At 29.1% G+C, this 25,601-nt stretch carries 25 protein-coding genes; all 25 read left to right on the top strand.

All coding sequences use genetic code 11. The annotated features are described in order from the left end of the window. Nucleotides 1-5 precede the first annotated feature (5 nt). Nucleotides 6-1,985, top strand: a complete 1,980-nt coding sequence (locus IC173_RS08080) for a stage V sporulation protein D (RefSeq protein ID WP_227432408.1) — start codon at nt 6-8, stop codon at nt 1,983-1,985. Between the two features lie 167 nt (nt 1,986-2,152). After that, entirely contained in the window at nt 2,153-3,526 is a 1,374-nt protein-coding gene (locus tag IC173_RS08075; RefSeq protein WP_227432409.1) for a UDP-N-acetylmuramoyl-tripeptide--D-alanyl-D-alanine ligase, read from the top strand. Between the two features lie 40 nt (nt 3,527-3,566). Beyond that, the gene (mraY, locus tag IC173_RS08070) at nt 3,567-4,535 is read left to right on the top strand and encodes a phospho-N-acetylmuramoyl-pentapeptide-transferase (protein WP_227432410.1); all 969 of its coding nucleotides are present in this window, start codon (nt 3,567-3,569) and stop codon (nt 4,533-4,535) included. An 18-nt stretch (nt 4,536-4,553) separates the two neighbouring features. Next, nucleotides 4,554-5,909, top strand: coding sequence for a UDP-N-acetylmuramoyl-L-alanine--D-glutamate ligase (gene murD / locus IC173_RS08065; protein ID WP_227824216.1), 1,356 nt, complete (start codon nt 4,554-4,556; stop codon nt 5,907-5,909). A 51-nt stretch (nt 5,910-5,960) separates the two neighbouring features. Then, nucleotides 5,961-7,091, top strand: a complete 1,131-nt coding sequence (spoVE, locus tag IC173_RS08060) for a stage V sporulation protein E (RefSeq protein ID WP_227432412.1) — start codon at nt 5,961-5,963, stop codon at nt 7,089-7,091. A gap of 17 nt (nt 7,092-7,108) precedes the next feature. Continuing rightward, nucleotides 7,109-8,326 (top strand): undecaprenyldiphospho-muramoylpentapeptide beta-N-acetylglucosaminyltransferase, encoded by a 1,218-nt coding sequence (murG, locus tag IC173_RS08055; RefSeq protein ID WP_227830792.1) that lies wholly within the window; start codon nt 7,109-7,111, stop codon nt 8,324-8,326. Between the two features lie 269 nt (nt 8,327-8,595). Continuing rightward, entirely contained in the window at nt 8,596-9,336 is a 741-nt protein-coding gene (locus IC173_RS08050) for a cell division protein FtsQ/DivIB (RefSeq protein ID WP_227432414.1), read from the top strand. A 22-nt stretch (nt 9,337-9,358) separates the two neighbouring features. After that, nucleotides 9,359-10,057 carry a DUF881 domain-containing protein gene (locus tag IC173_RS08045; protein WP_227432415.1) on the top strand — a complete coding sequence of 233 codons (699 nt, stop codon included), beginning with the start codon at nt 9,359-9,361 and terminating at the stop codon, nt 10,055-10,057. Between the two features lie 4 nt (nt 10,058-10,061). Continuing rightward, nucleotides 10,062-10,736, top strand: coding sequence for a DUF881 domain-containing protein (locus tag IC173_RS08040; RefSeq protein ID WP_227432416.1), 675 nt, complete (start codon nt 10,062-10,064; stop codon nt 10,734-10,736). 98 nt (nt 10,737-10,834) lie between these two features. Beyond that, nucleotides 10,835-11,188 (top strand): small basic family protein, encoded by a 354-nt coding sequence (locus IC173_RS08035; RefSeq protein ID WP_227432417.1) that lies wholly within the window; start codon nt 10,835-10,837, stop codon nt 11,186-11,188. Between the two features lie 189 nt (nt 11,189-11,377). Further along, nucleotides 11,378-12,538: a cell division protein FtsZ gene (gene ftsZ / locus IC173_RS08030; RefSeq protein ID WP_227432418.1), complete on the top strand. Its 1,161-nt coding sequence runs from the start codon at nt 11,378-11,380 to the stop codon at nt 12,536-12,538. Between the two features lie 261 nt (nt 12,539-12,799). Continuing rightward, on the top strand, nt 12,800-14,074 hold the full coding sequence (locus IC173_RS08025; protein WP_227432419.1) for an ABC transporter substrate-binding protein: 1,275 nt from the start codon (nt 12,800-12,802) through the stop codon (nt 14,072-14,074). Between the two features lie 324 nt (nt 14,075-14,398). Continuing rightward, entirely contained in the window at nt 14,399-15,244 is an 846-nt protein-coding gene (locus IC173_RS08020; protein ID WP_227432420.1) for a sigma-E processing peptidase SpoIIGA, read from the top strand. Between the two features lie 24 nt (nt 15,245-15,268). Then, on the top strand, nt 15,269-15,991 hold the full coding sequence (sigE, locus tag IC173_RS08015; RefSeq protein WP_227432421.1) for an RNA polymerase sporulation sigma factor SigE: 723 nt from the start codon (nt 15,269-15,271) through the stop codon (nt 15,989-15,991). Between the two features lie 91 nt (nt 15,992-16,082). Next, nucleotides 16,083-16,856, top strand: coding sequence for an RNA polymerase sporulation sigma factor SigG (sigG, locus tag IC173_RS08010; RefSeq protein WP_169468424.1), 774 nt, complete (start codon nt 16,083-16,085; stop codon nt 16,854-16,856). 104 nt (nt 16,857-16,960) lie between these two features. Then, on the top strand, nt 16,961-17,224 hold the full coding sequence (locus IC173_RS08005; protein ID WP_227432422.1) for a YlmC/YmxH family sporulation protein: 264 nt from the start codon (nt 16,961-16,963) through the stop codon (nt 17,222-17,224). A gap of 21 nt (nt 17,225-17,245) precedes the next feature. Then, entirely contained in the window at nt 17,246-17,707 is a 462-nt protein-coding gene (nrdR, locus tag IC173_RS08000) for a transcriptional regulator NrdR (RefSeq protein WP_227824212.1), read from the top strand. Next, nucleotides 17,704-18,465 carry a peptidoglycan editing factor PgeF gene (gene pgeF, locus IC173_RS07995; protein WP_413926908.1) on the top strand — a complete coding sequence of 254 codons (762 nt, stop codon included), beginning with the start codon at nt 17,704-17,706 and terminating at the stop codon, nt 18,463-18,465. The genes nrdR and pgeF overlap by 4 nt, the downstream gene beginning before the upstream one ends. 14 nt (nt 18,466-18,479) lie before the next feature. Further along, nucleotides 18,480-19,172 (top strand): winged helix-turn-helix domain-containing protein, encoded by a 693-nt coding sequence (locus IC173_RS07990; RefSeq protein ID WP_227432425.1) that lies wholly within the window; start codon nt 18,480-18,482, stop codon nt 19,170-19,172. 29 nt (nt 19,173-19,201) lie between these two features. Then, nucleotides 19,202-20,491: a HAMP domain-containing sensor histidine kinase gene (locus tag IC173_RS07985; RefSeq protein WP_227830791.1), complete on the top strand. Its 1,290-nt coding sequence runs from the start codon at nt 19,202-19,204 to the stop codon at nt 20,489-20,491. Nucleotides 20,492-20,545: 54 nt separating this feature from the next. Further along, nucleotides 20,546-21,478, top strand: a complete 933-nt coding sequence (locus tag IC173_RS07980; protein ID WP_227830790.1) for a YIEGIA family protein — start codon at nt 20,546-20,548, stop codon at nt 21,476-21,478. Nucleotides 21,479-21,523: 45 nt separating this feature from the next. Continuing rightward, nucleotides 21,524-22,456 carry a YIEGIA family protein gene (locus IC173_RS07975; protein ID WP_227432428.1) on the top strand — a complete coding sequence of 311 codons (933 nt, stop codon included), beginning with the start codon at nt 21,524-21,526 and terminating at the stop codon, nt 22,454-22,456. Nucleotide 22,457: 1 nt separating this feature from the next. Further along, complete coding sequence (locus tag IC173_RS07970; RefSeq protein WP_227432429.1) at nt 22,458-22,658, top strand: capping complex subunit for YIEGIA; 201 nt, start codon at nt 22,458-22,460, stop codon at nt 22,656-22,658. A gap of 236 nt (nt 22,659-22,894) precedes the next feature. Beyond that, nucleotides 22,895-24,223 (top strand): DUF512 domain-containing protein, encoded by a 1,329-nt coding sequence (locus IC173_RS07965; protein WP_227482895.1) that lies wholly within the window; start codon nt 22,895-22,897, stop codon nt 24,221-24,223. A 27-nt stretch (nt 24,224-24,250) separates the two neighbouring features. Beyond that, the gene (der, locus tag IC173_RS07960; protein WP_255612844.1) at nt 24,251-25,576 is read left to right on the top strand and encodes a ribosome biogenesis GTPase Der; all 1,326 of its coding nucleotides are present in this window, start codon (nt 24,251-24,253) and stop codon (nt 25,574-25,576) included. The last annotated feature ends 25 nt before the right edge of the window (nt 25,577-25,601 follow it).

Here is a 25,601-nt window from a genome sequence, read left to right as displayed (position 1 = left end):
TAGGTTTGAGAAAAGTAAAAAGGATAAGCAAAAAAAGACTGGTACTTGTTCTTGTTTTAGCATGTGCACTGTTTTTTTGCCTTGTTATTAGGACTGGATACCTACAACTTATGAAAGGTAATTGGTTGAGTACAAAAGCATTAGAACAACAAACAAGAGATATACCTATAGAGCCTAAAAGAGGAACTATATATGATAGAAACATGAAAGAATTGGCAGTAAGTGTAACTAAATATACAGTTTGGTGCAAACCTGTAGAAGTTGAAGATAAAAAAGAAGCGGCTGAAAAAGTGGCTGAAATTTTGGATGAAGATTATAAAGATATTTATGCTTTAATAAGCAAAAAAAATATGGCTCTTGTAAAGGTCAAAAGATGGATAGATGATGATAAGGCAAGTAAAATAAGAGATGCTAAATTAGGTGGAATATGGGTAGCAGAAGACAATCAAAGATATTATCCTTATGGAAATTTTGCACCATATGTAATAGGTCATACTTCCTCAGATGCAACAGGGATATCTGGTATAGAGATGCAATATGATAAAAAATTAAAAGGAAAAGCTGGAAAATTAATAGTAAGTACTGATGCTTCAGGTAGAGAAATTCCACAAGGTATGGAAAAATATTATGAACCTGTTCAGGGGAATGGTCTTGTATTGTCTATAGATGAAGTAATCCAACATTATACTGAAAAAGCAGTACAAAAGGCTTATGAAATAAATAATGCAAAGAAAGTCACTGCAATAGCAATGAATCCTAAAACTGGCGATATACTTGCTCTAGCATCAAAACCAGATTATGACCCTAACGACTCAAGAACACCAATATATCCATATTATCAAGAAGAACTTGAAAAATATAGCGATAAAGACAAAATAAAGGGTTATTATCAAATGTGGAGAAATCCAGCAGTAAGTGATACATATGAACCAGGTTCTACATTTAAACTTATTACATCTTCCAGTGCTCTTGAAGAAGGAGTAATAAAAGATGGTGAGAAATTCACATGTACAGGTAGTGTAACTGTAGGAGGAAGAAAGATTAAATGTTGGAGACACTATAGACCTCATGGAACACAAGAGTTTAAACAAGCAGTACAAAATTCTTGTAACCCTGTGTTTGTTGAATTAGGAAGTAGATTAGGTGTTGGTAAAATGTATGATTATATAGAATCTTTTGGTCTTATGAATAAGACAGGTATAGATTTACCAGGAGAAGCTAAAGGAATATTGTATAATGAAAAAAATGTAGGTCCAGTTGAGTTAGCTACAATATCATTTGGTCAATCAATATCAGTAACTCCAATACAACTTATAACAGCTATATCATCAATAGCAAATGGTGGAGATTTAATGCAACCAAGAGTAGTAAAATCTTATACTGATAACAAAGGTAATATAACTGAGACAGTAAAACCAAAAAAAGTAAGAAATGTTATATCTAAAGAAACATCTAAAAAAATGTTAGAAATTGCAGAGTCAGTTGTAACTGATGGTGGAGGAAAAATTGCATATATACCAGGATATAGACTAGGTGGGAAAACAGGTACAGCTCAAAAGGTTATAGATGGTAAATATGCTCAAGGAAAATATATATGTTCATTCGTGGGAATAGCACCTTGTGATGACCCACAAATTGTAGTTCTTGCTATTGTTGATGAGCCAACAGGAGTAAGTGCATTTGGTAGTACTACAGCAGGACCTATAGTAAAAGAAATAATGAATGATTCTCTAAAATATTTAGGGGTCAAACCAGTATATAAAGAAGAAGAAAAAGCTGAATATGAAAAGAAACAAGTCAAAGTACCAGATGTAAGAAATTTAAAAATTGGGGATGCAGTGAAAGCATTAGAAGATGCGAAGTTAAAACCAAATTTAGATACAGATATAGAAATTCCAAAGGATACAAAAGTAAAGGATGTTTTTCCAAAACCTGGAATAAAAGTTAATGAAGATTCAAGTATAACACTATATTTTGAAAACTAAAAAGTAACAGATAATTAACATATATCCATAAACATCTTCAAAAAAACAGAAATATAGTATATAATTATAAAGTTAAGAGTTATCGTAGGCAATGTATATGTAACGGTATACATTGCCTTTTGTTGCTAAGATAATATAGCTAATGTTTTATAAGGAGGAGTTTGAGAATGGAGTGCTTAACAATAAAGGAGTTAGTACTTGCAACTAATGGAAAGTTAATATATGGAGATTATAATGACTGTGTAAGTGATATAGTTATAGATAGCAGGGAAGCAAATGCACAAAATGCATTTGTAGCCATAGTTGGAGAAAATTTAGATGGGCATACCTTTATAAAGTCTGCATATGATAGTGGATGCAAAACTTTTATAAAAAATGAAAGTAATGGAATAAAATTAGAAAGTTCGGATATAAATTTAATAGAGGTAAAAGATACAACTTTGGCTCTAGGAAATATTTCCAGATATTATAAAGAAAAATTTGACATTCCATTTATAGGTGTTACAGGTAGTGTAGGAAAAACAACTACTAGAGATATGATATATGCAGCTATTTCTGCAAAATTAAACATCTTGAAAAATGAAAAGAACCTAAATAATCATTTTGGGGTTCCTTTGACTTTGTTTAATTTAAATAAAGAACATGAGTGTGCTGTAATAGAAATGGGAATGTCTGGATTTAATGAAATAAAGTATTTGGTGGACATAGTAAATCCTAAAATTGCAGTTATATCAAATATAGGATTGTCACACATAGAAAACCTAGGTTCACAGGAAGGGATTTTAAAGGCAAAGCTGGAGATTGCTTCAAATTTTGATGATACAAATACTTTGATTGTAAATGGCGATGATAAATTTTTATCTACATTAAAAGAAAAAGAGCATGTATATAAGTTAAAAACATTTGGATTTAAGAAAGATAATGACATTTATTGTGAAGATTATACTATGGAAGAAGATAGTTTGACATTTACGTGTGTCATAAATGGAAAAAAAGAGGAAATATTTATACCAACAATAGGAGAGCATAATATATATAATGCTATGTCGGCGATATTAGTTGGCATGAGTTTAAATATTTCTTTGGATTGTATAAAAACAGGTTTAAAAAACTTCAAAGGGACAAAAATGAGATTAGATATAATAAAAAATGAAAGATTAACAATAATTAATGACTCATATAATGCCAGTCCAGATTCTATGGAAGCAGCCTTGAAAATACTTGGTAGATATAAAGGTAGAAAAGTAGCAATACTTGGAGATATGCTTGAGATGGGTGAAATTTCAGAGTATGGTCATAGATTAGTTGGAAAATCATCTATGAATAATACTGATATCATAATAACTATAGGTGAAAACTCAGTGTTTATTGGAGACGAAGCAAAACGATTAGGATTCGATTCATCCAATATATATCACTTTAAAAATAGAGACGATGTATTTAATCGATTAGATGAATTAATAAAAACAGGAGACACTATTTTAGTGAAAGGCTCAAGAGGCATGAAATTAGAAAAAATAGTTGAATATCTAAATAAATAAGCTTAAACTAATGAGTTGATTGACAAGGGAGAGGAGTTTTATGATGTTAGGAATAACAGAGCTTACGTACACCGCATTGATTGCGTTTTTGATAGTAATTATAATAGGACCAATATTTATACCAATGCTTAGGAAATTTAAATTTGGTCAGACAGTTAGAGATGATGGACCTCAAACACATCTAGCTAAGAATGGAACACCTACTATGGGTGGAATTATAATGATTGTTGCAATTCTAATAACTGGACTTACAAGAGTAAAAGTTAGTCATGACATGGCAGTAGGTCTTATATGTATTGCTGGTTTTGGTTTTATTGGTTTTTTAGATGACTTTATAAAAATAAAGCTAAAAAGGTCACTTGGACTAAAAGCATATCAAAAAATAATCCTTCAAGTTGCATTATCTTTTTATGTTGCTTTTTATCAGTATACATCGTCATCAAGTGCTTCGCAACTTATGATACCATTTACAGATTTTGTAATAAATGTTGGAATACTATATATACCAATAATGATGTTTATAATAGTAGCAATAGTAAATGCTGTAAATTTAACTGATGGTCTAGATGGTCTAGCATCAGGAGTGACTTTAGTTGTTTCTGTATTTTTTATGTTGTTTGCAAGTTCAGTTGCAGGCAATACAGAAGTTGCAGTTTTAGCAGCAGCAACTGTTGGAGCATGTCTAGGCTTTTTAGGATTTAATTCATATCCAGCTAGAGTGTTTATGGGAGATACAGGTTCAATGGCATTAGGTGGTGCGGTTGTAGCATTTTCAGTTTTAACTAATTCAGTGCTTATAATACCTATAATTGGAGGCATTTATTTTGCAGAAGCTCTATCAGTTTTAATTCAAGTTGGATATTTTAAAGTAACTAGAAAGAGATTCTTTAAGATGGCTCCAATACACCATCATTTTGAACAATGTGGTTGGCCAGAAACAAGAGTTGTATTTGTTTTTTGGATTATTACAGTTGTTTTAGCTTGGATAAGTATAATAGCAGTATTTTAGGCCTAGGGGGAATAAAAAATGGACTTAAATGGAAAAAAAGTTTTATTAGTAGGGCTTGCAAAAACTGGTATATCTACAATTAAACATTTAGATAAATTAGGAGCAAGTATAATTGTAAATGATATTAAAGATGAAAATAAATTAAAAAACATACTTGATGAATTAAAATCTATAAATGACATAGAATACATATTAGGATGCCATCCAGAGGCTGTAGACGATGTAGATATGGTTGTAGTATCTCCAGGAGTACCATTAGACTTGCCATTTATTTTGAAGCTAAAAAATTCAGGCAAGTATATAATTGGTGAGGTAGAATTAGCTTTTAAATTGTCAAATAATCCAACTTTTATAGGGATTACAGGTACAAATGGTAAGACAACTACAACTAGCTTAGTAGGAGAAATTTTTTCAAGTGCCAAAAAAGATACATATGTAGTTGGTAATATAGGGAATCCTGTAATAGATACTATAGAAACTTCAAATGAAGAATCTATACTTGTAACTGAACTGAGTAGTTTCCAACTTGAAAGTGTGGATGAATTTAGACCTAAAGTAAGTGCAATATTAAATATTACAGAAGATCATTTAAATAGACATCATACTATGGAAAAGTACATAGAAGCTAAATCAAAAATATTTATGAATCAAAATGATGAAGATTTTTGTATATTAAATTATGATGATGAAATAGTGAGAGGCCTAGCTGATAAATGTAATGCCAAAGTAATTTACTTTTCAAGAACTCATAGAGTAAATGGAGGAGTATATTTAGAAAATAATGACATAATAATAGATATAGAGGATAAGATTAAGTTTCTAAATAAAGATGATGTAAGTTTGCCTGGAGGCCATAATTTAGAAAATTGTATGGCAGCAATAGCAATAGCATATGTTTGTAAAGTAGATTTAGAAGTAATAAAAGATGTATTGATGACATTTAAAGGAGTTGAACACAGACAAGAGTTTGTAAGAAACTTAGATAATGTAATATATGTAAATGACTCAAAGGGAACTAATCCAGATTCTACTATAAAAGCTGTACAGTCTTATAATAGACCAATAGTGCTTATAGCAGGAGGAATGGATAAGGGAAGCAACTTTGATGAACTTCTTGAAATTGCAAAATCATATGTTAAATCATTAATCTTATTAGGAGAAACTGCACCAAAGATAGAAAATTGTGCTAAAAATAAAGGATTTAATGACATACATATAGTAAAAGATATGGAGGAAGCAGTTAAGACTTCTCATGAGATTTCAAAAAATGGAGATATAGTGCTTCTTTCACCAGCTTGTGCAAGTTGGGATATGTATGAAAGTTTTGAAGTAAGAGGAAAAGACTTCAAAGATAATGTAAACAATTTAAAATAATCTCTTACCTCTAAACTTACTTAGATGGAAGAATGGAGGTAGATTAGTTGGATGCCTAAAGAAAATTTGAAAAAACAAATTGACATAAGGATGAAGACTGAATTTGATGGAGTAGTATTTTATACTACTATGCTTTTAGTATTTGTAGGAATAGTTATGGTGTTTAGTGCAAGTTTTATACAATCTTCATTTAAACACAATGATGCATACTATTTTCTAAAGAAAAATGTAATATATGCTATACTAGGATTTATAGTTATGATTATTACATCTAGAATAGACTATAATTTTTGGAAGAAAAATGCTACAGCAATTGGAGCTATAGCAGTAGTATTATTATTGTTGGTTTTAACTCCTTTGGGAATAGAAGCAAACGGAGCAAAAAGATGGTTAGGGATAGGTGCTTTAACATTTCAGCCTGCAGAAATTGCAAAGTTTGCTACAATAATATTAACTGCAAAATTGATTGAGAAAAATTATGATAAAATAAAATCTTTGACAAAAGGTGTTGTACCACTTCTCGTAGTTCCAGGAATATTTTTTGCGTTGATAATACTTCAACCAAATTTGTCAACAGCAGGTACTGTAATTCTAGTTACATTTGTAATGATATTTGTTGCTGGAATGGATATGAAAATTGTATTTGCTATGATAGGAAGTGGGGCTGCTTTATTTGCTGCATTAGTAATTGCTGAACCGTATAGACTTAGTCGTGTTACATCTTTTTTAGACCCATTTCAAGACCCACTTGGTAAGGGGTATCAGGTAATACAAGGTTTATATGCATTAGGTTCAGGAGGACTGTTTGGTTTAGGCTTAGGAAAGAGTAAGCAAAAGTATTTTTATATACCAGAGCCACAAAATGACTTTATATTTGCTATAATAGGAGAAGAGTTAGGATTAATTGGTTGTATAATAGTTATAATGCTATTTGTAGCCTTAGTCTACAGATGTGTAAGAATAGCTTTGAAGACTTCTAATGTATTTGCTTGTATGGTTGTCATAGGTATAGGGGCACAAATTGGAATACAAGCAGCTTTAAATATAGCAGTTGCAACATCATCAATGCCAGCTACAGGTGTAGCACTACCATTTATAAGTTATGGAGGTACCTCACTCACCATCTTTATGGGGGCTGTAGGTATAGTGTTGAACATCTCAAAGCATGTCAAAATTAATTAACAGGAGATGATGATTTGATGAAAGTTTTATTATCAGGCGGTGGAACTGGAGGACACGTATATCCAGCTATAGCTATTGCTAACAAAATAAGAGATGAACATCCAGACGCCGAGATAATGTTTGTTGGGACGGAAAAAGGAATAGAATCAGAAATAGTTCCTAAGTATGGATTTGAATTGAAAACTGTAACAGTACAAGGATTTAAGAGAAAAATAGACTTCGATAATGTAAAAAGAGTTTTTAAGCTTTTTAAAGGATTGGAACAATCAAGAAAAATTGTTAAAAAATTTAAGCCAGATGTAGTCATAGGAACTGGTGGATATGTCAGTGGACCTGTTTTATTTAATGCGTCTATGGGAAAAATACCAGCTATAATACATGAGCAAAATTCTTTTCCTGGGGTAACTAATAAGATTTTATCTAAAACAGTTACAAAGGTACTTACAAGTTTTGAAGATTCACATAAAAGATTCCCTGAGGCAGCAGAAGAAAAATTAGTTTTTACAGGAAATCCAGTTAGAAAAGAAATTTTGTTATCAAGAAAAAATATCGCAAGAAAAAATTTAGGAATAAGTGAAGAGAAAAAAATGGTACTTTGCTACGGTGGTAGTGGAGGTTCAAGAAAAATAAATGATGCAATGAGACTTGTCATTAAAAATATGGTAAATGAAGATATAGCTTTTATATTTGCAACAGGAAAAAGCTATTATGAAGAATTTATGGAAAGTATCAGTAATATAAATCTTAAACCATACCAAAAAGTAGTACCTTATTTAGAAGATATGGCAAATGCACTTGCAGCAAGTGATTTAGTTATAGGTAGTGCAGGAGCAATTTCATTAGCTGAAATAACAGCTCTTGGCAAACCTTCTATAATAATACCTAAAGCATATACTGCTGAAAATCATCAAGAGTACAATGCTAAGAGTATAGAGAAGCAAGGGGCAGGGGTTGCAATCTTGGAAAAAAACTTAACTCCAGAAAGCCTGAATACAGCCGTATTTAAACTTTTAGGAGATAGAGAACTTCTAGTTGATATGGCAAATGCAAGTAAAACTATAGGTAGACCTGAGGCTATAGACCTTATATATGATGAGATAATAAAGGTATATAACTCAACACAAAAATCAACAGCTAAGAAACCAAAAAAAGAAAAAGCTATTGAGGAAGTAAAGAAAGAAGCAGCTCCAAGTATAGAAGGTCAGGCTAAAGTAATAGGAATAAAGAAACGATAAATAAATATTTACCCCTAATTTATAATATATTAGATTTTCTAAATTATTCTAAATTAGGGGTTTATTTATGTGTATATAAGTTTTAAGTTATAAAATACATATAGTATTTTATATTTATTTTGATGAAATATCAATTTAATCCTCTTTTTTAATGTTTTATTAGATTGTTTTGTAAGAAAATGAGAAAATTTGACTTTAAATATTATATTTTTTTTGTAGGGAATATAAACTCGAAAGGTGTATTTATTAACCAAAGGGGTTGATTGTATTTGAAGAGGAGAAAGAAGCTAAATACGAATAATGTTATGATAGTTTTAGTTTTTATACTTATGCTATCTTTTGGGATATGTATTATTGTAGGGAGTGATTTATTTGATGTAAATAGGATAGATGTGATTGGAAATAAAAGAGTCACCAAGTCAAATATAATGAAATCGTTAAATGTAAGTTCACATGAAAATATATTTGCATACAATTTTAAAGACATGAAAAGTAAGCTTATGAAAAATCCGTATATAGAAGATGTAGAAATAAAAAGGAAACTTCCAAATAAGATAATTATAAGCTTAAAAGAAAAAGAAATTTTTGCGGTATTAAAGGATGAAGATAACTATTGTTATATAGATAAAAAAGGGAACTTATTAGAGGAATTAAAAGGCACTAATGAAAGTAAAAATGATTTGATAGTGGAAGTAGATTATAGTATTAATGATACAAAATCAATAAAATTTAAAAATTATAAAACTAAAGAGAGTGTATTTAAGACTTTAAATTATTTAAAAGAAGAAGGTATTTATAGAAAAATAAATTATGTAAACTTTAAAAAAGAAGGGAATGTAGATATGCTTACGAGAAGCAATATAAAAATCTTACTTTCTAATGATGATAACTTAGATTATAATATATCTAGGGTAAATAAAATTTTGATTGACCTGCAAAATAAAAATACCAATGGTGGGACTATAAATCTAAATTATGGAAAGCTAGCTGTATATAGTCCAGAAGGATAGACAATTGTAAGGAAGTGATATTTTGAAAAAAAGGTTTATAAATAAGAGTATAATTATAGGAAGTATTGTATTGGGAGTTCTCGTTAGTTTACAACTAAAAATTATTAATATAGAAAATAGAGGAATGACGACTTTTAAGAGAGGCGAGCAACTTACAGAAGAACTTAAATCTCTAAAAAAAGAAAAAGAAAATCTTCAATCAGAAATTAATAGTGTAAAAAAAGATATAGAGACATATAGAGGTAAAAGTGAAAAAGGAGAGCAAGATATACTTAAATCAGAAATAGAAAAATATGAAACTTTAGCTGGATATACAGATGTAGAAGGAAAAGGTATTGAAGTTGAAATAAATTCTACAAAAACTTTAGGAAGCTTTGATAAAAATGACAGTATACTATATAATTATGATTTATTACTGTCAATGATAAATAAATTAAATTCAGCACAAGCAAGTGCCATATCTATAAATAATCAAAGAGTAGTTTCAAATACATATATGTATTTGAAAGAAGATAAACTTTATATGAATGACACTGTTATAAAGGAGCCAATTACAATAAAGGCAATTGGTGATTCTGATACATTAGCTTCTGCGCTCAATATAAAGTATGGTATTGTCTGGGAAATAGAAACGTATTATAATGCAAAGGTAAAAGTAATTAAAGAAGATAATGTAAAAATAAATGGACATGGTGATACAGATAAAGTAGAGAGGAAATAATAGTATGAAAAAGAAAATGATTATATTAGGAGCATTCATATTAGGCATTTTCATATCAACTTATATAAAATCACTGAACCCAAATAAAGTGTATATAACATTGAGCCAGACTAAAAATATTGAAAGTGAGATAGAAAATACAAATAAGGAAATAAAAAATCTAAAAGAAGCTCTTAAAAGTAACAAAAAGACTTTAGATGAATATAAGCAAGCAGAAAATAATGGAAATGAATCTATTCAAACATTGATGAAAAAAGAACTTGAAGAAGTTAAAGAGTTAAGTGGTTATTCAGCTGTCACAGGTCCAGGAATAACTATTACTATGAAGGATAGTGAAAGAGAATTAAAAGATGGACAAAATCCAAACGACCTGATTATACATGATATTGACATTCTAAGAGTTTTAAATGATTTGAAAAAAGCAGGTGCAAAAGCAATATCTATAAATGGAGAAAGAGTATTGTCAACAAGTAAGATAAAATGTTCAGGAGCAACTATTACAGTAAATGATACTACATATGGACAACCATTTATAATAAAAGCTATAGGAGATATAGATTTATTGAGTGCAGCTATAAATTCTCCAGAATCATATGCTAAATCTCTAAAGGATATATATGGGATTAATATAAAAATAGAGGAAAATAATGGAAATAGAGTGAATTTATTTGCAAAATAAAACGAAAAATACAAAAAAATAAAGAAAAAATAAAAAAAATTAATAAAAAGGATTGTAATATAGTTGTGTTTCAAAGTAAAATAAAGAGGTGAGGATTTATGATATGGATTTTAGGAGGATTGGCATTTGGTGTGGTAGTAGGTTACTACATTCCATTTACATATTCTATGGATTATTCGATATATATGTCAGTAGCTATTCTTGCAATAATGGATTCTATATTTGGAGCTATAAAATCCAGTTTTGAAGATAACTATGATAATGTAATTTTTGTTACTGGTTTCATAGGTAATGCTATCTTGGCTATATTATTGACTTATATAGGAGAAAAGTTGGGAATTTCACTTTACTATGTGGCAGTATTAGTTTTTGGGATGAGACTATTTAATAATTTATCTATAATTAGACGTTATATCATTGCCAATATTATGAATAAAAAACATAAAAATTAAAGAACTTTTGAGATATACATAAAATATTTTATACTTAAAGAGTAATATTTGACAATATAAGTAAGAAAATTAAAAAGGAAAATTTACGTTTTTGTGGAATATGTTACTTAAAGGTTAACAAAATAAAAGAAGAAAATGATATAATTAATACATACGATAACTTTGAATCATGAGATAAGGGGGTTTATGATGCTAAACTTTGACGTAGAATTAGAAGAATGTGCACAAATTAAAGTAATAGGTGTAGGTGGCGGTGGAAACAATGCTGTCAATAGAATGGTAGAAGCTCAACTTAAAGGCGTTGAATTTATATCAGTAAATACAGATAAACAAGCTTTATATACATCAAAGGCTGAATATAAAGTTCAAATAGGAGAAAAATTAACTAGAGGACTTGGTGCAGGAGCTAATCCAGAAGTAGGAAAAAGAGCTGCAGAAGAAAGTAAAGATGAAATAGTAAAACTACTTCAAGGAGCTGATATGGTATTTGTTACAGCTGGAATGGGTGGTGGTACTGGTACAGGAGCTGCCCCAGTAGTTGCAGGCCTAGCTAAAGAAATGGGTATCCTCACAGTAGGTGTAGTTACAAAACCTTTTGCATTTGAAGGTAAGATAAGAATGAAAAATGCTGAAGGTGGAATAGCTGAGCTTAAGTCAAAGGTAGATACTCTTATAACAATACCAAATGATAGACTTTTACAAATAGTACAAAAGAATACTTCAATGCTGGATGCTTTTGCAGTTGCAGACGATGTGTTAAAACAAGGTATACAATCAATTTCTGACCTTATAGCAGTTGAAGGATTAATAAACTTAGACTTTGCAGATGTTACTACTATAATGAAAGATAAAGGTCTTGCTCATATGGGTATAGGTAGTGCTAGTGGAGAAACTAGAGCTATAGATGCTGCTAGACAAGCTATCCAATCACCACTTTTAGAAACATCAATACAAGGAGCAAAAGGAGTACTTCTTAATGTTACAGGTGGTCCTAACTTAGGATTATTTGAAGTTAATGAAGCATCTACTTTAGTTATGGAATCTTGTGACCCAGAAGCAAATGTTATATTTGGTGCTTCTATAAAAGAAGATTTAGGCGATGAAATAATGATTACAGTAATCGCAACAGGATTTGAAGGTTTACAAGGTGGGATTTTAGATTTGGATACTAAGCCTAAATCAAGTATAAGGTCTTCTCTGAATACAACTGTAAAACAAGTTGTAAAAGAAATAGAAGAAGAAGAAATTGTGGTTGAAGAAAAGATAGAAGCTCCTAAAAAGGCAAGTATAATAGAAGAAGATGATGATGAGAGCATGGAAATACCTACATTTTTAAGAAGAAGAAGATAATATGTAAACTTATAAAGAAGTCAATAGACTTCTTTTTATTTTTTGTACTTTAATCTCCTATTTTTTTTAACATATTTTAATATCAAAAAAAATAAAAAAGTAAAGTTTTTTCTACTGAGTATAGAAAAAAATGATAGTTATATAAATGGTTATAGTTTTTTATAATTAGACAATGACATTTTTATTTGGTAATATTAAACCTGAATTGAATTGTAAAAATTTGAGGAAAAAGAGAAATTAAAGTCTGAAAGGGGATTAAGTATGATTAAGCTAAAAAAAATTCTTTCTTTAGCCATGGTTGCTATTTTGTCAACATCACTTCTTGCTGGATGTACAAAAAAAGAAGAATCTAAAGGCAAAGATGGCAAAGAAAAATTAGTTGTATGGTCTGCACCGTTAACAGATCATGATGCAGATGCATGGAAACCAATACTTGAGAAATTTGAAAAGGAAAATAACTGTGAAATTGAATTCCAAATAGTACCATGGGATAATTATGCAGAAAAATATGCTACTGCAATCAGTGCAGGTGAGGGGCCAGATATAGGGTATATGTATGCAGAAATGTTTCCTCAATTTATAGAAATGGGAGCAGTTGAAGATTTAACTCCTTATTTAGAAAAATCAGGAACTTCAGATAATTATTTATACTTAGATAATGCAAAAATGATGGGTGGAATTTACGGTTTACCTATAGAAGCTGCTAATCCAGGTGTATTATACTATAATAAAGATATACTAGAAAAATTGGGAGAAAAACCTCCTAAAACGTGGGAAGATTTTAAAAGAATATGTGAAAAAGCAACAAAAGATACTGATGGAGATGGAAAAATAGACCAATGGGGTCTTGCACAAGGTTGGGGTTCTAAAGTGTTTGGTAGTTTGAACTGGAACTGGTATCCATATCTATGGCAAGCTGGTGGAGATATATATAATGATGATTTAAAATCAGTTAAATTTAACAATAAAGAAGGATTAAAAGCTGCAAACTTTATAAATGATATGAAAAAATATATACCAGATAATGCTTTATCAAAAGACAGTAATGAGATGGTTGAAAGTGTATTTGGACCAGGAAAAGCTGCATTTACTATAATGCTGTCTTCTGCTGCTACAAGTACTTTTGATAAATCATTCCCAGACTTAAACTGGGGATATGTAACTTCATTAGAAGATAAAACAGTTGGTAGTTTTGCCTCAGTAGATGATTTAACTTTAATGTCAGCGTGTAAAAACAAAGAACTTGGATTTAAACTTCTTGAATATATGTTAAGCAAAGACTCAATGGAAGCTTTCCATAAAGAGATACCAAGAGCACCAGTTGCTAAAGGTGAAAAATATCAAGGAGATCCAAGATTTGAAGAAATGGTAACAAAAGATAAAAATATGTACAGACCATTAACAGTTGGACCTCATGGAGTAGAAATATATGAACACTTATGGAAACAACTTCAAATGATGATAGCTGGAGACAAAACTCCAGAACAAGCACTAAATGAATCTGCAAAATATGCAAATGAATTGTTAGCACAATAATTTAATTTTATATTTGATTTATAGACTATGCAATTTAATTTTATACAAGTAAACGATTTACTTGCTATATTATTAAGTCGCATAGTCTTTTTTTATGGAAATATTCCAAAGGTAGAGTTGAATAACTTCTACCTAGATATATTGAATTCTACAAAAAAGTCTATTTCTTTGATGCTAAAAAAATATCTTTTGACGACATAAAGTATAAGACATATATCATTGTTATTTTTAAATAGAATTTGTTTTGGATTCGACTGTCAAAAGTGACATAAAATTTTGTACATACTATCTTATAATATGTTTAAAGGTTTTAAGGGGGGATACATGGTGTATATTGAGTACTATGTTATAGAAAACCTAGTAATAAATTATATTATTATAAGTTGTACTTCTATTCTTACTAAAAAATATAATCCTAGAAAAAATAAGTTGCTGGGGGCTAGTTTAGGAGGAGCCTACTCTGTTGCTTATTTATACCCATCAATGGATATACTATTTACAGTGCCATTTAAAATAATAATCATGAGTATTATAACTTTAATTTCATTTAGGACTAAGAGCAAAAAAGATTATGCTCATGTAGCATTAGTTTTTTATTTAGTAAATATTTTTATTTCTGGAAGTACTTATTTTGTAATTTATTTTACAGGAATAAGCCATTTAAAAATATCTTTTTTAATTGCATGTACTTATGTAAGTTGTGAACTATTAAAGTACATTTACAAAGACTTGAAGATGCTTAAATACATCAAAGAGCTTACGAAGACCATAAATATAAACTTATTAGAAAAAAGCTTTTGCTGTAAGGCATTAGTTGATAGTGGAAATTTATTAAAAGACCCAATAAGTCAAAGTGATGTAATAATAGTCAAATCAAGTGTATTAGAAGGATTGATTCCAGAAAATCTATTAAATATTAACTATGAAGATATAGATATGAAAAAAGCTCAGGAAATTATATGTAGTTTAGATGACAGAACTTCAGGGAGAGTTAGAATAATACCTTATAAACATGCTGGAAGTAATAAGACAAGCATAATAATTGGTCTAAAAGCTGATTATGTAGAGGTAGATGAGCAAAAGATAGGAAATATAATACTTGGTATTTCAAATTTTAATGATAGAGAATATGGGGCAATAATGAATCCAAATATATTGCCTGGATTCTAGCTAAAAATTTAAGGGGGACAAAGGATGTTACGATTAAAAGAAAGAATCATAAGCTTTATTACGATGTTAGGTATTAAATTAAAAATAATAAAGCCAAAAGGAATATACTATATGGGTGGAGCCAATATTCTTCCTCCACCACTAAAACCAGCAGAAGAAATGGAACTTTTGCAAAAGCTAGAAACTGATGAAACCGTAAAATCAATTTTAATAGAAAGAAATTTGAGATTAGTAGTCTACATATCAAGAAAATTTGAAAATACAGGGATAGATGTAGAGGATTTAATTTCTATAGGGACTATAGGTTTGATAAAGGCAGTCAATACTTTTAAATTAAATAAAAATATAAAATTAGCAACCTATGCTTCGAGATGTATAGAAAATGAAATACTAATGTATCTAAGAAAAAATAATAAAAAGAAAACGGAGGTATCATTTGATGAGCCTTTAAATATAGACTTAGATGGAAATGAACTTCTATTATCAGATGTTTTAGGTACAGAAAATGATGAAATATATAAAATAATCGAAGAAGAAATAGATAGAGATTTATTGGTTATGGCACTTGACAGATTAAGTGACAGAGAAAAGCAAATTATGGAATTAAGGTTTGGACTTATAGATAAAGGTATTGAAAAAACACAAAAGGAAGTTGCTGGAATGCTTGGAATATCTCAATCCTACATATCTAGACTTGAAAAGAAAATAATTTCAAGATTACAAAAAGAAATGAAAAAATTTGTATAATGCTAAATTAATTCTTCTTAAAAAGTATAAAAAAATTGGAAATGTAAATAATTTCAATAGATGAATACTTTTTGAGAGAGGACTGAAATGTATGCAAGTTAATAAGGTTGAAATATGTGGTGTTAATACATCTGAACTTCCAGTTCTTAAAAATAAGCAAATGAAGGAACTTTTATTACAAATAAAAAGTGGTGATGAAGAAGCCAGACAACAATTTGTAAGAGGAAATTTAAGGTTAGTCTTGAGTGTAATAAAAAAATTTAACAACAGAGGAGAAAATATAGACGATTTATTTCAAATAGGTTGTATTGGTCTTATAAAAGCTATAGATAATTTTGATTTAAGTCAAAATGTCAGATTTTCAACTTATGCTGTTCCTATGATTATAGGAGAAATTAGAAGATACTTAAGAGACAATAATCCAATCAGAGTGAGTAGATCATTAAAAGATATAGCATATAAGGCACTACAAGTCAGAGAAAGATTAATTAGAACAAATTCAAAAGAACCAACAGTATCAGAAATAGCAAAGGAATTAGAATTAGAAGTAGAGTCAGTTGTAATGGCACTTGATGCTATACAAGATCCAATATCTTTATTTGACCCAGTATATCAAGATAATGGAGATGCCATATTTGTAATGGATCAGGTTCAAGACAAAAAAGATACTGATGAAAACTGGTTGCAAGAAATATCACTTAAGGAAGCTATTAAAAAATTAAATAGTAGAGAAAAGTTGGTATTAGATTTAAGATTTTACAAAGGAAGAACTCAGATAGAAGTTGCTGATGAAATCGGTATATCTCAAGCACAAGTATCAAGAATTGAAAAAAATGCTTTAAAAAATATGAGAAAGTATGTATAAGTAATTCATGGAATGTAAACATAATTTTAAATTTAAATGACCTATATAGGTCATTTTTTTTTATCCAAATACATATTTATTTTTAAAGGAAGGGTGAGTATAATATGATTAGAGTTTCTGATATAATGGAAAAAGAAATTATAAATGTAAAAAATGGAAAAAGGATGGGTTTCATAATCGACATAGATATGGATATTCATGAGGGAAAAGTAGTATCATTTACCATTTTTGGAGATGGAAGTAGAAGTTTTTTTTCAAGAGGAGGGGATGAAGAAGTTATATTTTGGAATGATATACTTAAAATAGGTTGTGATACAATAATAGTAAATATAGGTTCAGAATTAAGCTTAGATGAATTTGATATATAGCTAAACAAAGGAGGAATACAGATGCAATGTCCTTATTGCAATTATAAAGAATCAAAGGTAATAGATTCTAGACATACAGATTTAAAATCTATTAGAAGAAGACGTGAATGTGAATTATGTAAAAAGAGATTTACTACTTATGAAAAAATAGAAACTACTCCTTTAATGGTTATTAAAAAAGATAATAGTAGAGAGTATTTTGATAGAGAAAAAATAAAATATGGACTATTAAAGGCATGTGAAAAAAGACCTGTATCTGTTGAAGATATTGAGAATATAGTTGTACATATTGAAAATGAAATAAATAAATGCTTTATAGAAGAAATCGAAACCAAAAAAATTGGTGAAATGGTAATGGATAAATTGAAAGATTTAGATGAAGTTGCCTATGTAAGATTTGCTTCTGTGTATAGACAATTTAAAGATATAAATACTTTTGTAAATGAACTTAAAAGTATACTAATAGAAAAAGGAGACAAATGATGAAAGATTATATAAATCTAAAAAGTGTAGAAGATATTAAAGAGTATGTTAACTTAAGTAGCAATTGTAAAGAAATTGATGAAAAATTAAATTCTATAAATCTAGTTATAACTTGTAAAAATATAGATGCAAAAAGTAAAGAAGACATGTTAAGGGTTTGCAAGGAATGCGATTTAATGTTTGAAAATTTAACTAGTAATTCTCAAATACATTCAGACATAGTTAACATAGTTAGTAGAGAGAATATAGGACAAAGAATAGAAGGAGATGCACTTATAACAAACTTAGAGAAAGTACCACTTTTATTGTTTACAGCAGATTGCGTACCTATATCAATTATAGATGCTAAAAATAAAGCCATAGGACTGGCACATGCTGGCTGGAAAGGTACTTTTAGTAATATAGGTCACAAAACAATAAAATTGATGTCTGAGACTTATAAAACAGCTCCTGAAGATTTGATATGTATAATTGGACCATCAATTGGACCTTGTTGTTATGAAGTTTCTGAGGAGTTAGTAGAAAAATTTAACACAATTCTTACAAATAATGATGAAAAGTTCTATATAATAAAAGAGGGAAGTTACTATTTAGATTTATGGAAAATTAATGAGTATATGCTGAGATGTAGTGGAGTCAAAAAAGAAAATATAATAAATTTAAATCTATGCACTAGTTGTAGAGCAGATGAATTCCACTCTTATAGAAAACATAATAAGGCATCAGAGCGAATAGGAACGGTACTACAGATAAAATAGAGAGGAGCTTTTTAATGAATACTAAAGTGCTTGTTATAGACGATGAAATGCATATAGTTGAGCTATTAAAATTCAATTTGGAGGTGTCAAACTACGAAGTTAGTTATTCATATGATGGATTTGATGGATTTATAAAAGCTAAGGAAGTTAAACCAGATTTAATACTTTTAGATTGGATGCTACCAAATATAAGTGGAATAGAAGTATTGAGAAAAATAAGAAGTGATAAAGACTTGAAAAATATTCCTGTTATAATGCTTACTGCTAAAAATATGGAAAATGACAAGGTTGAAGGGCTTGAAGTAGGTGCTGATGATTATATAACCAAGCCATTTAGTATAAAAGAATTGTTAGCTAGGGTTAGCTCTGTTTTAAGAAGATATAACTTAACTAGTACAGGCGAAGAAAATAATATACTTACCACAGGCAATTTAAAACTAGATTTATCAAAACATGAAGTTACTAAAGGTTCTGAAAAGATAGAGTTAACACTTAAAGAGTTTGAACTGTTAAAATTATTAATTCAGAATAAAGGTAAAGTACTTTCAAGAAACTATCTTTTAGATAAAATATGGGGCTATGAATACTATGGAGAAACTAGAACAGTAGATGTCCATATAAGATATTTAAGAAAAAAAATAGAAGATGAAGATAAATCAGAAAAATATATAGAAACTATAAGAGGTGTAGGATACAAAATAGATTAGAAAAAGTTATATTTTAGGAGTGTTATCTTGTGGAAGAATTAAATAGCATATATTTTTTTATTGTTATGTTGTCTATAGCCATTGTAATATTGTCTGTAAGATATACAGTAACACTAAGAAAATATTTAAAAGAGTTTATATACGTTTCAAAAAAAGTAAGTAACAAGGAATTTCATGCTAGGTTGAATATATCAGCTAAAGGCGAATTAGGCGAATTAGCCAGAAATTTTAATCATATGATAAAAAATATGGATGATACATTGGAAGAAGTACAATATAAACATTTACAATTAAGGTCTATATTAAAGAGTATATCTCATGGAATTTTAGCTATAGATGTAAATGGAAACATATTATTGATAAATGATGAAGCTAAAGAAATGATAAAGAGTGAACCAAACAAACTAGTTGAAGGACATAATATCAATGCTGTAATAAAAGAAGAAGAAATATTAAAGCAGATACTTCAATTTATAGGTTCTAAAGAAAATGAAACTGCAAAGATTACTACTAAAGATGATATAGTATACAAAATAAAAGTGGATCCAGTTTATCTTCAAAATACCAATAATGTAATAATTGGCTCAATAGTAAACATAGAAGATATTACTAAAAAAGTGAAGCTTGAAAATATGAGAAGTGATTTTGTTGCTAATGTAAGTCATGAACTTAAAACACCACTTACATCTATAAGTGGATTTGTTGAAACATTAAAATCCAATGAAAATATAGATGCAAACACTAGAAATAGGTTTTTGGAAATAATAGAAAGTGAATCAGACAGATTAAAAAGATTGATTGACGACATATTATTATTATCATTTGTAGAAAATAAAGACACTCTTCTAATGGAAGATGTTGTAATATATGATGTATTTAGAGAAGTATATGAAATAACTCAACGTTCAGCTAGTGAAAAAAACATAGAAGTTTTATATAAATGTGATGATAAATCAATAAACATACTTTCTAATAGAGATTATATCAAACAAGTATTTTTAAATTTAGTTGATAATGCTATAAAATATACTCAAGATAATGGTATTGTACAAGTGGTAGTTTTAAAAGATGAAGAAAAAATAATAATCAAAGTTATAGATAATGGTGTTGGAATACCAAAAGAATATGTAGAACGTATCTTTGAACGCTTCTATAGAGTAGATAAAGCAAGAAGTAGAGATGTAGGAGGAACGGGTTTAGGATTGGCTATAACGAAGCATATAGTCAAATCATTAAATGGATGTATAAAAGTAAAAAGTGAACTTGGTATTGGTAGCGAATTTATTGTTACAATACTACAAAAAAATTTCCTTAAATAGAAGGAAATTTTTTTTGTTTTTTGCACAAACTATATAAGAGAAGGAGCTGAGAAAATGGAAGAAAGCTTATTAGGTGCCAATTTATTTAGACACTCTTTTATAGTAGCAGTAATTATAGGAATATTATGTAGAGGATTAGTTTTAAGAGTTACAGACAAGCAATACCCATCGAGACCACAAGATTATTTAGAGCAAATAATAATATCAGGGCTTTCAGCTTCATTGGGTGCAATAGCATTACCTGCACTTATAGATAAGGAGTTTGCAGCATTAACATTTTTTGCAGTAGCGATACAACAATTTCAAGGCCTTGCAGAGCAGGAAAGAATAACATTAAAAAATATCGACAATGAAGAATTAGTACCAAAGGGAGATGCTTATGTAGAAGAAATATCATCTACGTATGAATCTAGAAGTTATATCAGTCTTTTTTCTGCATTAGTATCTTCTATAGTTTATATTACTGTTTCAAAACGATATGACCTTAGCTTTATTTATTGTACAATACTAGCTGTTATAGCAGGAGCTTTGGTTGGTTTAATTTTTAGAAGGTTTCTAAGACGAAATAGTATAGCAGATATAGCAGATATAGTTCCTGCTGAAGTAAGTTTTGAAGGGCCTATTTTAAAAGTAAATGGTGTAATAATAACTAATATAGGTTTAGAGAATACAAGAGAAAAATATAAAAATGAATGTTTAGCTATAGAAATTATACCAAGAGATTTGGGTGCATTTGGGATAGTAAATGATATAGGACAAAGACAAGCTATAATACATAATCTATTTATTCATATGGGTATAGATAAAGATGTAGATGAGGTTGATATTGTAGCTATATCTAAAACTAACTTAGAAAAAAGCACTGTGGTTATACCATATATACCAATAATCAAGGATATAGATGTAATGATAGATGTAGTAAAAAGTACTCCTATCATAGAGACATCAAAAGGAAAACAGAGTGATTTTTCTAGAAAGACTTTGTAGATTTATAAGTGAACATTTTATATTAGATATTTTAGGAGTGATTTAATGGATAGAGTATTTTTTGTTGCAGTTATTATTGGTATAACATCAAGAGTTATAATGTTGAATTTAGACCAAAAACAGTACCCTACACAACCAAATGTTTTACTATCTCAGCTCATATTAGCCTTTGTTGCTTCGGCATTAGGAGCATTACTAGTTCCAGCTCTTATAAATCGTTCTTATACATCGATAACATTTTTATCTTTGGCAGCAGAACAGTTTAGACAAGTAAGAGCAAATAGAAGGAATACATTACAAAACTTAGAAGAAGTTCAACTTGTAAAAAGAGGAGCTGCATTTATAGAAGAGATAGCTAGAACTTATGAAGTAAGAAATTATATGTGCATAGTTACATCTTTTTTAACAATAGGATTATATTATGTAATTATTGAAGAAACTAAAATAAGTGAAGGTATGAGTTTGATAATAAGTTCAATTTGTGGTTTATTATTAGCTTTCATACTTAAAAAACTTCTTACTAGAAAAAGTATTGGAGATATAGCTGATGTAATGCCTGCTGATATTAGCTTCGTAAATGAATCTATATTGAAGGTGGGAGATTTAAAAGGAATAACAAATATAGGTCTAAAAAGTGATAGAGAAGTATATATTAATAGAGGTGTAGGAATACAAATAATTCCTAAAAATAGAGATTATGCTAATGCAGGAATATTATTTGATTCGGGTCAAAGACAAGCTATAGTATACAATATATATTCAAGATTAGGTTTATATGGAGATTATGAAGAACCTGCATTTGTACCATTACCTAGACGAAATAAAGATGATGAAAGTATAATGATTGCTTATTTACCAATAGATAGGAATGTTGAAAAGGTAATGGAAGCTGTAAAATCATGTCCAATACTTTCAAGTTCTAAAGGTAAAAACTTATCACTGAAAAACTATAAAATAGGAAAGAAAGGAAGTGCATAAAATGGGAATGGATATAGGTCTAAATGAATATACCCTAGCAATAGTTACACTAGATAAAAATATGAGAAATGGTGGAGGTTGTCCAATATTTTATGCAAATGATGAAAAAGACTTGCAAAATAAGGCGATGCTCATGTCAAAGTGTGTAGGTGGAATGGTTCACGATATGACTAATGGAACATTAATAATAGTAAAGCATTAAAACGATAAGATACTTTTAAGGGCAAATAATGTTCAAATTTATAAAATATTTAAATTTGAATATTATTTGTTTTAATCTTTTTATAGCTATTTACTTATATTGACTATTAGAATTAAAATGTGTTATTATGACATGAAATGTTTAAAAATGCTATTGTAAAATATAATAAAGTAATAAACTGTATATGAAAATATATTATAATAAATATTGATGAATATAAAAGAGTGGTGAAAAAAATGGAAGTAAATGTAAAAAAAATAAATAATATTATAAGTAAAGTTTACAAAGATAGTATTGCAGAAGAAATAGGTATAGAAGTAGGAGATTTACTTATATCTGTAAATGAACAGCCAATACATGATATAATAGAGTATAGATTCTTACTAAGTGATGAGTATTTAGAGGTAGAGATACAAAAAAAAGATGGCGAAGTCTACATATATGAGATAGAAAAAGACTATGATGAAGATTTGGGTGTTGAATTTACAAATCCAATAATTGACCAAGCTAAAAGTTGTAGAAATAAATGTATGTTTTGTTTTATAGACCAATTGCCAGAAGGAATGAGAGAAACACTTTATTTTAAAGATGATGACTCAAGATTGTCTTTTTTACAAGGAAATTTTGTTACACTTACAAATATGAGCGAAGAAGATATAAATAATATAATTAAATACAGAATAAGTCCTATAAATATATCTGTGCACACAACTAATCCAGAATTAAGACAAAAAATGATAAGTAATAAATTTGCAGGAAAATTATATGGTATAATGAAGAGATTGGCAGATGCTCATATAGAGATGAACTGTCAAATTGTTTTATGTCCAGGTATAAATGATGGAAAGGAATTGGATAGAACAATAAAAGAATTAGCTCAACTTTATCCATATGTAAATAGTGTTGCTATAGTTCCAGTTGGAATTACAAAGCATAGAGAAAATTTAGTAGAATTAAATATATTTGATAATAAGGGTGCAAGTAAAACTATAGAGCAAATACATGAAATACAACAGATATATCTTGAGAAAATAGGAACTCGATTTGCATTTTTATCAGATGAATTTTATATATTATCTAGTAGAGAATTGCCTGGATATGAAGAGTATGAAGGATTTTTACAGTTTGAAGATGGTGTAGGTATGATACGTAAGTTAAAAACAGATATTGAAGAGTATCTAAACACATTGTCTGAGAATATTCTCAAAAGAGATAAAAAGGTATCAATAGCTACTGGACATTCTGCATATGAATTTATACAAAGTATGGCAGATGCTATGATGGACAAGTTTAAAAATCTTCAAATAGATGTTTATGAAATAAAAAACAAGTTTTTTGGAGAAACAATAACAGTATCAGGCCTTTTAACAGCTAAAGATTTAAAAGAGCAACTTGAGCATAAGGAATTGGGAGAAGCTCTTTATATAACAAGAAGTATGTTAAAAGCAGATGAAGAAATTTTCTTAGATAATATTGAACTAAATCAGTTAGAAGAACTTATGAAAATAAAAATTATCCCATGTTTAAATGAAGGAAAAGATTTTGTGGATAAAATTTTAAAATAGAAAACAAAAGATGGAAGGAGAAACAACATGAGTATAAGTAGGCCAGTTGTAGCTGTAGTTGGGAGACCAAATGTTGGTAAGTCTACAATATTTAATAAATTTGCAGGAAAAAGGATATCAATAGTTGAAGATACACCAGGAGTTACAAGAGATAGAATATTTGCAGAAGTAGAATGGTTAGATAAATATTTTACATTAGTAGATACAGGAGGTATTGAGCCTGATAGCGAAGATATAATATTATCTCAAATGAGAAATCAAGCTATGCTTGCAATGGATATGTCACATGTAATACTTTTTATAGTTGATGGCAAGGCTGGAATAACAGCTGCTGATAAAGAAATTGCTCAGATACTTAGAAAAACAAAAAAACCAGTAATTTTAGTGGTTAATAAAATTGATAGTCAAAGTCAGTTTGACAATATATACGATTTTTATGAATTAGGTTTTGGAACTCCTTTTGGAGTGTCAGGAGCCAATAGTATGGGATTTGGAGACTTATTAGATGAGATAGTTCAAAATTTTCCAGCAGGATTAGATACAGAGTATGAAGAAGATATAATAAGAGTAGCTATAACAGGTAAGCCAAATGCAGGAAAGAGTTCTATACTTAATAAGATATTAGGAGAAGAAAGAGTAATTGTAAGTCCAATTGCAGGAACTACTAGGGATGCAATAGATACTTATTTTGAAAAAAATGGACAGAAGTTTCTTCTTATAGATACAGCAGGGCTTAGAAGAAAGAGCAAAATATATGAGACGATAGAAAAATACAGCGTAATAAGAGCTATGAGTGCTGTAGATAGAGCAGATGTTGTGTTAATAGTTATAGACGCTTTGGAAGGCGTTACAGAACAGGATACAAAAGTTGCGGGTATAGCACATGATGAAGGCAAGGGATGTATATTTGTAGTCAATAAATGGGACTTAATAGAAAAAGATAATAAGACAATGAGTAATTACACAAAAGATATAAAAGAAAAATTCCCATTTATGATGTATGCTCCAATAGTATTTGTTTCTGCAAAGACTAATCAAAGAATGAATAAAATATTAGACACAGTTGAATATGTATCAAATGAGCATTCTAAGAGAATATCAACTTCAGCATTAAATGAAGTAATTGGAGAAGCTGTAATGTTAAATCAGCCACCATCTGATAAAGGTAGAAGATTAAAAATTTACTATGGAACTCAAACAGACATTAGACCTCCTAAAATTACTTTATTTATAAATGACAAGAACTTAACTCACTTCTCATATCAAAGATACCTTGAAAATAAGATAAGAGAAAACTTTGGATTTGAAGGAACTTCTATAAAGTTTGAGTATAGACAAAAAAATAAAAAGTAAATATCTAAAATATAACTAAAGGGGG

This window comes from Clostridioides sp. ES-S-0048-02, from assembly GCF_020658495.1.
Classification (GTDB): Bacteria; Bacillota; Clostridia; order Peptostreptococcales; family Peptostreptococcaceae; genus Clostridioides.
The sequence above is the reverse complement of the archived record's forward strand: the minus strand, read 5'-3'. Positions and strand labels throughout refer to the sequence as shown.